Annotated in this window: 6 protein-coding genes and 2 tRNA genes; 5 read left to right on the top strand and 3 right to left on the bottom strand. The window is 41.7% G+C overall.

Going from position 1 to position 6,381, the window contains the following annotated elements; all coding sequences use genetic code 11:
* Positions 1 to 21: 21 nt before the first annotated feature.
* Positions 22 to 612 carry an ATP-dependent Clp endopeptidase proteolytic subunit ClpP gene (clpP, locus tag PS3_RS00965; RefSeq protein WP_007121721.1) on the bottom strand — a complete coding sequence of 197 codons (591 nt, stop codon included), beginning with the start codon at positions 610 to 612 and terminating at the stop codon, positions 22 to 24.
* Between the two features lie 195 nt (positions 613 to 807).
* Between clpP and PS3_RS00960 the strand changes: the two genes are divergently transcribed.
* The 3 genes from PS3_RS00960 (at position 808) to PS3_RS00950 (ending at position 2,575) form a co-directional block, all read left to right on the top strand.
* Entirely contained in the window at positions 808 to 2,307 is a 1,500-nt protein-coding gene (locus PS3_RS00960) for a peptide MFS transporter (RefSeq protein ID WP_007121720.1), read from the top strand.
* A gap of 85 nt (positions 2,308 to 2,392) precedes the next feature.
* Positions 2,393 to 2,464 (top strand) — tRNA-Arg (locus PS3_RS00955).
* A gap of 27 nt (positions 2,465 to 2,491) precedes the next feature.
* Positions 2,492 to 2,575: transfer RNA gene (locus tag PS3_RS00950), tRNA-Leu, on the top strand.
* Between the two features lie 61 nt (positions 2,576 to 2,636).
* Here PS3_RS00950 and PS3_RS00945 read toward each other — a convergent pair.
* Both PS3_RS00945 and PS3_RS10735 read right to left on the bottom strand, forming a co-directional pair.
* Positions 2,637 to 3,656, bottom strand: coding sequence for a Gfo/Idh/MocA family oxidoreductase (locus PS3_RS00945; protein WP_040467837.1), 1,020 nt, complete (start codon positions 3,654 to 3,656; stop codon positions 2,637 to 2,639).
* A 66-nt stretch (positions 3,657 to 3,722) separates the two neighbouring features.
* Positions 3,723 to 3,854: a hypothetical protein gene (locus tag PS3_RS10735; RefSeq protein ID WP_268869360.1), complete on the bottom strand. Its 132-nt coding sequence runs from the start codon at positions 3,852 to 3,854 to the stop codon at positions 3,723 to 3,725.
* Positions 3,855 to 4,106: 252 nt separating this feature from the next.
* Here PS3_RS10735 and gap point away from each other — a divergent pair, with 252 nt between their 5' ends.
* A complete protein-coding gene (gene gap / locus PS3_RS00940) occupies positions 4,107 to 5,117 on the top strand; it encodes a type I glyceraldehyde-3-phosphate dehydrogenase (protein ID WP_007121719.1) in 1,011 nt (336 codons plus the stop codon).
* Between the two features lie 69 nt (positions 5,118 to 5,186).
* The coding region (locus PS3_RS00935) for a phosphoglycerate kinase (protein WP_040467836.1) at positions 5,187 to 6,381 on the top strand (1,195 nt) is incomplete at its 3' end.

Genomic DNA, 6,381 nt, shown 5'->3' with positions numbered 1-6,381 from the left:
CCTCAGTTTTTTTGGATCTAATTATTTTAATTCGTTACTATCCATAATACCATCAAGTAAGCCATATTCCACAGCTTCTTGGGCCGTTAGGTAGTGGTCACGTTCAGTATCTTGTTCCACTTTATCAAATGGTTGACCGGAATTCTTAGCTAGAATTTCGTTAATCATCTTCCGAGTCTTCAAGATTTCTTCTGCAGCAATTTGGATTTCCGTTTGTTGCCCTTGCGCACCACCAGAAGGTTGGTGAATCATGACTTGAGAGTGTGGTAATCCAAACCGCTTGCCTTTAGCTCCTGATGATACCAAGACACTGGCCATTGAGGCAGCCATTCCAATTACGATCGTTTGGACATCAGATTTGATGAAGTTCATCGTATCGTAAATGGCCATTCCTGAAGTAACAACTCCACCAGGTGAGTTAATGTATAAATAAATGTCCTTGGTAGAATCTTGGGCATCCAAGAAGAGTAGTTGAGCAACAATTGAGTTAGCCATATCATCTTCAATTGGACCCGAAAGCATAATAATCCGGTCTTTTAATAACCGAGAATAAATGTCATAAGCACGTTCGCCACGTGACGATTGTTCAATGACAGTTGGCACTAAGTTCATAATGCGGCCTCCTTATATTTAGCACTCGTTAGTGTTGTTTGCTAACGTATGCCAATAGTTTACGCTGTTGGTCAAAAAAGGTCAAATGATATGTCGGTGAAGTTAAAACTTTTGTCTTTTTGGGTCAATTTGACAGCATCCTATAATCGTTATAAAATACTTTTAATTTTTTATTAAAAATAAAGGAGCCTACTCATGGGAAAATCAAGAAATCTTGATACTGCATTCTTCGGGCAACCGCGTGGTTTATCAACCCTGTTTTTCACGGAAACCTGGGAACGATTCTCTTACTACGGGATGCGGGCAATTTTACTGTACTATATGTACTATGCTGTTAGTCAAGGTGGTTTGGGCATGGACCAAGCCACGGCGGCTTCATTGATGTCGATCTATGGTTCACTGGTTTATCTATCCAGTATCGTTGGTGGTTGGCTATCAGATCGGGTCTTTGGATCTTATTGGACCGTTTTTTATGGTGCTTTACTGATTATGTTTGGTCACATTTCCTTGTCACTACCATTTGGTCAGGGGGCTTTATATGCTTCCATTACCTTTATCGTAGTGGGGTCCGGGTTAATGAAACCGAATATCACCAACATGGTGGGAAAGTTATACTCTGAAGAAGATGCCCGGCGTGATGCTGGTTTCTCACTTTACTATTTTGGGGTTAACTTTGGGGCCTTCATTGCTCCAATTGCCGTACCATGGGCTGCAGGTGGATTTGGTTTCCACGCTTTTGGTGCTCACCAAAATTTCCATGCTGGTTTTTCCTTGGCTGCGATTGGGATGTTTATTGGTTTGGTCCAATACTTAATCGACGGCAAGAAGTATATTTCACCTCAAAGTTTGGTCCCAACGGAACCAATCGAAAAGGAAAACCTTCGTCGGGTGGTTACTTGGATTGTTGCTGGTCTGGTGGTTGTGCTCGCCTTCTTAGGCGGTCTCTTCCTAGTTGGTCAACTTAACATTGAGAACATTATTAATATGGTGACGGTTTTAGCTTTCATTGTGCCGATTGCTTATTTTGTCATCATGTTAAAGAGCAAAGAAGTTACATCCAAAGAAAAGAAGAAGGTTCAGGCATACATTCCATTATGGATTGCTGCGGTAGCCTTCTGGAGTATTGAAGAATCAGGATCCGTTGTTTTGGCCTTATTCGCAGCACAACGGACTGTTCTACATATTGGTGGTTGGCACTACTCAGCCGCTAACTTCCAAGTTCTGAATCCATTATTCATCATGATCTTGACGCCAATCTTTGTTTGGCTATGGAATAACTGGAAGAATCAACCTAGTTCACCGAAGAAGTTCTCTGGTGGATTGATCTTTGCCGGGGCCTCTTATATTTGGATGGCCTTGCCAGGAATTATCCATGGGACAACTGCAGGTAAGGTTAGTCCATTCTGGTTAGTTGGTTCTTGGTTCATCTGTATGATTGGTGAAATGTTACTCTCACCAATTGGTTTGTCAGTTACCGCTCGACTCGCTCCGAAAGCTTATAGTTCTCAAATGATGAGTTTATGGTTGTTAGCCGACGCGGCGGCCCAAGCAATTAATGCGCAAATTGTTAAGTTTTACAGTACCGGGACAGAAGTTCCATACTTCTTATCAATTGGGGCCGTTAGTGTTGTCTTAGGGATTGGTTTATTATTAATCTCGAAGAAAATCTTCTCCTTGATGGAGGATGAAGCCTAATCGTTTGATTTTATTTTAATTTTATATTTGCTTTTTATGGCTAAATCGTGTAACATGATTTCTGTTGTAAAAAGCAAATAATTATGCGCCCTTAGTGTAATGGATCGCACGTGAGATTCCGGTTCTCGAGATCGGGGTTCGACTCCCCGGGGGCGCATTTGTTGTATCTTAAGGTATGACAGTTGCCCCAGTGGCGGAATTGGCAGACGCGCAACGTTCAGGTCGTTGTATGGGTAACCATGTACAGGTTCGAATCCTGCCTGGGGCATATAGAATAGTATGAAAAAGACCAACTTCATTTGGGTAAAATGAAGTTGGTCTTTTACTATTTACTGTAACTTGCCAAAGGCCTGTTCTAAAATTTCAATTTGAGCAATGGTCTCCCAATCTTGAACTACTTTCGGTTGGTGGTTGGCGATACTTTCATAAACGGCCTCATACATCCGCGCATAATCCCCAACTTCAGACACCACTTTTTCTTCATGGTAGTTGCCTAGATCATCATAGTAGGTCAAGGTCCCATAGTGTTCCGGTTGATCAAGTCCAAAATCCGGATGATCGTTAGTTGGCAAGTAAAAATGTTTTAAATCAATTTCTTGCCGATCTTCGGTTTCTTTAACAAACATCCCTTTAGTCCCGTAAGCCACAAAAGTTGGGCGAGCTTTAATGCGGAAATAACTGGATCGAATCGAAACTTTGAGATTTTGGTAGTTAAAGTCAAAATCAAAGTAATCGTTCATCTTATTGGTACCTAATAATTGACGAACATCATAATTAATTTGTTGTGGTTGTCCCCAATAGGAAATTACTTGGTCGACGGTATGACAAGCGTGGGTATAAATGAAGCTACTAGACCAATCTAAACCAGTCGAACTTGCTGGGACCTCTGGTCGATAATAGTCGTAATTATCTTCAACTTCCAGCAGGGTACCTAACTTGCCACTTTCGATCACTTTTTGCGTAGTGAGAAAATCACTATCAAAACGCCGATTTTGATAGGCCTGAATGAAGAGTCCTCGATCTTTAGCTAATTGGAACAATTCTTCGGCTTCGGCTTTCGTTTGAGCGAATGGCTTTTCAACTAGCACATTTTTACCATGTTCAAGGCATTCTTTGGCATATTGATAGTGAAATTCTGGTGGGGTGGTGATGACGATTAAATCTAAAGTATCATCCTGATACAAATCATTGAGGTTTTTCGTATAGTGGACCTGCGGAAGCTTTTTCCAAGGACCATCGAGGTGGCGAGCATAGATAGTTTTAAGGTTAAATTTACCTGACTTCAACATAAAGGGAAGATGGTAACGGTTAGTGCTTTTTCCATTACCTAAATAAGCGATATTTAACATTAGAACCTCCTAGTTCAAAAAAAGAGCCAATGACAAACCGGTTAGCTTGTCATTGGCTCTTAATCATTACTTTTCATCGGCAGGCGTTCCCTTAGCCCACTTACGAATAGCATCAATCTTCTTTTGCTTTTGAGTTTGCTTGTACTTTGAAGCGATTGGACGACGTCCTTGTACACCATGTGGATGTGCTTTACGCATTGGAATGTGCCTCCTTTTTAATTTCGTATAATCAACTTTTCCAATTATACATAACCGCGCCTGAAAGATCAACCATTATCCAACAATAAATCATTTATATTGCAATGGACATTTGATTATAAAACCAATAGAATAGTAAATGTTGTTTAAAGTTTGCATTCTGTAAAAAAGGCAGTGTTTCGCTTGTACTTTTTTGAACAAGAGTGCTAGACTATACATGTAAATTATTTTCCTAAAGGAGGAACTTACAGTATGACTGTAAAGATTGGTATTAACGGTTTTGGTCGGATTGGTCGTTTGGCTTTCCGGCGGATTCACGAACTAGGCGCTAAGGATATTGAAGTGGTTGCAATCAACGACTTGACTACTCCTGCAATGTTAGCTTACTTACTTAAGTATGACTCAACTCATGGTGCCTTCCCTGGTGAAGTTAGTGCTACCGAAACTGGGATCGTTGTTGACGGTAAGGAATACCCTGTATACGCAGAACGTGATGCAAAGAACATTCCTTGGGTTAAGAACGATGGTGTTCAATTCGTGCTTGAATGTACTGGATTCTACACTTCAGAAGAAAAGGCTAGCGCTCACCTTGAAGCCGGTGCAGAACGTGTCTTGATTTCAGCACCTGCTGGTAACATCAAGACTGTTGTGCCAGGTGTTAACCTTGACACTTTAACTGCTGATGACAAGATCGTTTCAGCTGCTTCATGTACGACTAACTGTCTTGCACCAATGGCATACTTCATGAACAAGAACTTTGGTGTTAAGGCTGGTACCATGACTACTATCCACGCCTTCACTTCAACTCAAATGATCTTGGATGGACCTCGTGGTAGCAAGATGCGTAACAACCGGACTGCTAGTGTTAACACTATTCCTCACTCAACTGGGGCTGCTAAGGCTATTGGTTTAGTTGTTCCTGAATTAAACGGTAAGCTTCAAGGACACGCTCAACGGGTTGGTGTTGTTGACGGTTCATTAACTGAATTGGTAACGGTCTTAGACAAGAAGGTTACGGTTGAAGAAGTTAACGAAGCTATGAAGAAGGCTACTGAAGGTAACGAAGCCTTTGGTTACACTGAAGACGAAATTGTTTCAAGTGATATCATTGGTTCAACTTTTGGTTCAGTATTTGATCCTTCACAAACTGAAGTTACGACTGCCGGTGACACGCAATTAGTTAAGACGGTTGCTTGGTATGACAACGAATACGGTTTCACTTCAAACATGATCCGTACTTTGTTACACTTCGCAACTCTTTAATGCGAATATTGTAGTCTCATGAAAGGTGGACGGAGCAATCCGCCCGCCTTTTCACTAGGAGGGAAATAAATGGCTAAATTAACAGTTGAAGACCTTCAATTAGAAGGCAAAAAAGTTTTAATGCGGGTAGACTTTAACGTGCCAATTAAGGATGGGGTTGTTGGTGACGATAACCGGATCGTGGCCGCTTTGCCAACGATTAACTATGTCCTTGATCATGGTGGTCGTGCGGTCTTGTTCTCACACTTAGGCCGGATTAAGTCAGAAGATGACAAACCAGGTCTTTCAATGAAGCCAGTGGCTGCTAAACTTGAAGAACGGCTTGGCAAGCCTGTGCAATTCGTTCCAGCAACTGAGGGAACTGAATTAGAAACGGCGATTGATCAATTAGAAAATGGTCAAGTATTGGTCTTTGAAAATACCCGGTACGAAGATGTGGTTAATGGTGAATACGTTAAGCGTGAATCGGGAAATGATCCAAAACTTGGCGAATACTGGGCTTCTCTTGGTGATGTCTTTGTTAATGATGCCTTCGGGACAGCTCACCGTTCACACGCTTCCAATGTCGGCGTTGCAACGGCAATGAAGGCTAATGGTAAGCAAGCGGCTGCTGGATTCTTAATGGAAAAGGAAATTAAATTCCTTGGGAATGCGGTTGATAATCCAGTTCACCCATTTGTCGCAATTCTTGGAGGAGCTAAGGTTTCTGACAAGATTGGGGTCATTGATCACTTACTAAACAAGGCTGATAAGGTCATTGTTGGTGGTGGGATGACTTACACCTTCTATGCTGCCAAAGGAATTAAAATTGGTAATTCCTTAGTTGAAGAAGACAAGATTGATGTTGCTAAGGAAATTATGGCCAAGGCGGGCGATAAGTTAGTATTGCCAGTTGACAGTGTTGAAGCTGATAAGTTTGCTAATGATGCTGACACGAAAGTCATTGAAGGAGACATTGATGATGGCTACATGGCTTTAGATATTGGTCCTAAGTCAGTTGCTGAATTTAAGAACGTGTTAAAGGATGCCAAAACCGTGGTTTGGAATGGACCAATGGGTGTCTTTGAAATGTCAAACTTTGCTAAAGGGACACTTGAAGTTGGTGAATTCTTAGGCACCTTAACGGATGCTACGACGATTGTTGGTGGTGGGGACTCCACCGCAGCCGCTAAACAATTAGGTATTTCGGATAAATTAACTCACATCTCTACAGGTGGTGGGGCTTCCTTGGAATACCTTGAAGGTAAGACCTTACCAGGAATTG

Source organism: Limosilactobacillus gastricus PS3 (genome assembly GCF_000247775.1).
GTDB classification, from domain to species: Bacteria; Bacillota; Bacilli; order Lactobacillales; family Lactobacillaceae; genus Limosilactobacillus; species Limosilactobacillus gastricus_A.
Note: the sequence above shows the minus strand (reverse complement) of the source record. Positions and strands in the feature narration are given on the sequence as shown.